Annotated in this window: 1 protein-coding gene and 2 pseudogenes; 1 reads left to right on the top strand and 2 read right to left on the bottom strand. The window is 73.7% G+C overall.

Annotated elements, in window-relative coordinates:
* Together ACVNF4_RS35380 and ACVNF4_RS35375 are read right to left on the bottom strand one after the other, a co-directional pair.
* Positions 1-310 (bottom strand): annotated as a pseudogene (locus ACVNF4_RS35380) (DUF4129 domain-containing protein); the annotation flags it as partial.
* 4 nt (positions 311-314) lie between these two features.
* Positions 315-1,583 (bottom strand): glycerophosphoryl diester phosphodiesterase membrane domain-containing protein, encoded by a 1,269-nt coding sequence (locus tag ACVNF4_RS35375; protein WP_461806940.1) that lies wholly within the window; start codon positions 1,581-1,583, stop codon positions 315-317.
* A 152-nt stretch (positions 1,584-1,735) separates the two neighbouring features.
* On the opposite strand from ACVNF4_RS35375, the pseudogene ACVNF4_RS35370 reads away from it, so the two are divergent.
* A pseudogene (locus ACVNF4_RS35370) lies at positions 1,736-2,004 on the top strand (S-methyl-5-thioribose-1-phosphate isomerase); the annotation flags it as partial.

Here is a 2,004-nt window from a genome sequence, read left to right as displayed (position 1 = left end):
TACGGCGAGGGGAGCCCAGGCGCCACCACAGGGCGCCGACGGCGGCGAGGACGACCAGGACGACGGCGACGAGGCCGAGCGTGCCGCCCGGGGTGGCGCCGGCCGCGGTGTCGAAGAGGCCGCCGAGCCATTTCCAGAAGGCGTCCAGGGCGCGCTGGAGGAGGTTCGGGTCGTTCTCGTGGTACAGCCGCTTGGACAGTTCGCGGCGGGCCGCCTCCCGCGCGGGATCGCGGGGTGTGGTCAGCGGCGGCGTGTCGTCCGAGGCCGCCGCCGACCACAGGGCCCTGATGGTTCCCCCCGTCAGGTGCACGCCGTCAGCTCCCGGTGGTGGTGCCGTAGTCCTGGAGGCCGGCTGCGCGGGCGAGTTCGAGGTCGAGGGCCTCGCGCCGGATGCGCTGGTCGACGTAGAGGAGCACGGAGACGCCGGCGTTGATCGGGAACGTGATCGTGTAGCCGATGACGCCGCCGATGCCGGTGACGGTCAGGTACGTCCAGTCGTGGCCGGCGGCGGCGGAGTTGGCGAGGAAGCCGCTCATGCCGCCGTCCCCCAGGGCGGCGCCGATGAGGGCGAAGGGGACGACGACGATCATCGAGACGACGCCGGTGATGATCGTCCCGAGCAGCTGGATGCCGAGGACACGCCACCAAGCGCCGCGGACGAGTTTGACGGAGCGGCCCAGCGCCTTCTTGATGCCCTGCTTCTCCAGCATCAGCGCGGGCGGCGCGAGGGAGAAGCGGATGCCGAGCCAGATCGCGACGGCGCCCGCGCCGAAGATGCCGAGGACGGTCAGGCCGACCCCCGCCGCCGTACCGCCGCCCGCGACGGTCACCGCGATGCCGGGCAGGGCGCCGACGAAGACCGTGCCGCCGATGATGAGCATCAGCAGGAGGAGCAGGCCGAACAGGCGCGGCAGTTGCGGGAGCGCGTCGCGCCAGGCATCGCGGGTGGTGACGCCCTTGCCGAGGATCGCCCGGCTGGTGACGGTGGTGAGCAGGGCGGTCGCGAGGATCGTGCCGACCATGGCGATCAGGGTGACGATCCCCGAGGCCGTCGTCGAGGCGCCCATGGCGCGGCTGACCTCGTCGAGGCTGGCGTTCGGGTTGCCGATGGCCGTCGTGTCCGTGTCGGCCAGGAGGAAGCCCTGGACGAGGACGCTGGCGACCTCGACGACGACGGCGATGGCCAGGGAGATGCCGAGGACCGTGCGCCAGTGGGTGCGCATGCTGGAGACGGCGCCGTCGAGGATCTCGCCCACGCCGAGAGGGCGCAGCGGGATGATGCCGGGCTTGGCGGCGGGCGGGGGGCCTCCCCAGCCGGTTCCCCAGCCGCCGGGAGCTCCGTGGCCGGGGTGGGGCGTCGGGGCGTTCCAGCCGGTCGGGGCCGGGCCGGGGGCCGGCGGGGGCGTCTGGCGCGTGGGCGCCGTCCACTGGGCGGGGGGCGGCTGCTCCTTGGACCACTGGTTGCCGGAGCCGGAGTCCGACGGTCGGCCGCCTTGCTGGTCCGAGGGCGCTGTGGACTCCTGTCCTTCGGGGCCCTCGGACGGGGCCGATCCGGGCGAGGCCCAGCCCGGAGTGTCGTTCATCGTCGCTCCTTCTCGGTGCCGGTCCGCGGTCGCGGTGGCAGGTTGGATGCAATCGTGCCATGGGGCACCGACAGAGGGACCGGCCGCGGTGGGGCTCAAGTGCCGTCCCGCGGACCGTCCATGGTCCGGCGGATCCTGGGCAGACTCACCGCATGGCTGATCCGTACACGCGAACCGGAGACGACGACCGGCCCGCCGGGACACCGGCGATCCGATGGGAGGAACTGCCGGAAGGGCCCGTGCTGGTCCTCCTCGACCAGACACGGCTGCCCGCGGAGGAGGTCGAGCTGGTGTGCACGGACGCGTCCGTGCTGGTGGAGGCGGTCAGATCGCTCGCGGTGCGCGGGGCGCCGCTCCTCGGGATCGCCGGGGCCTACGGGGTCGCGCTCGCCGCCGCGCGCGGGTTCGACGCGCAGGAGGC

This window comes from Streptomyces sp. S6, from assembly GCF_054880855.1.
The sequence above is the reverse complement of the archived record's forward strand: the minus strand, read 5'-3'. Positions and strand labels throughout refer to the sequence as shown.

Excerpts from the sequence above, each read along its gene's own strand:
- ACVNF4_RS35375 (WP_461806940.1), bottom strand. The coding sequence starts at position 1,583 with ATGAACGACACTCCGGGCTGGGCCTCGCCCGGATCGGCCCCGTCCGAG.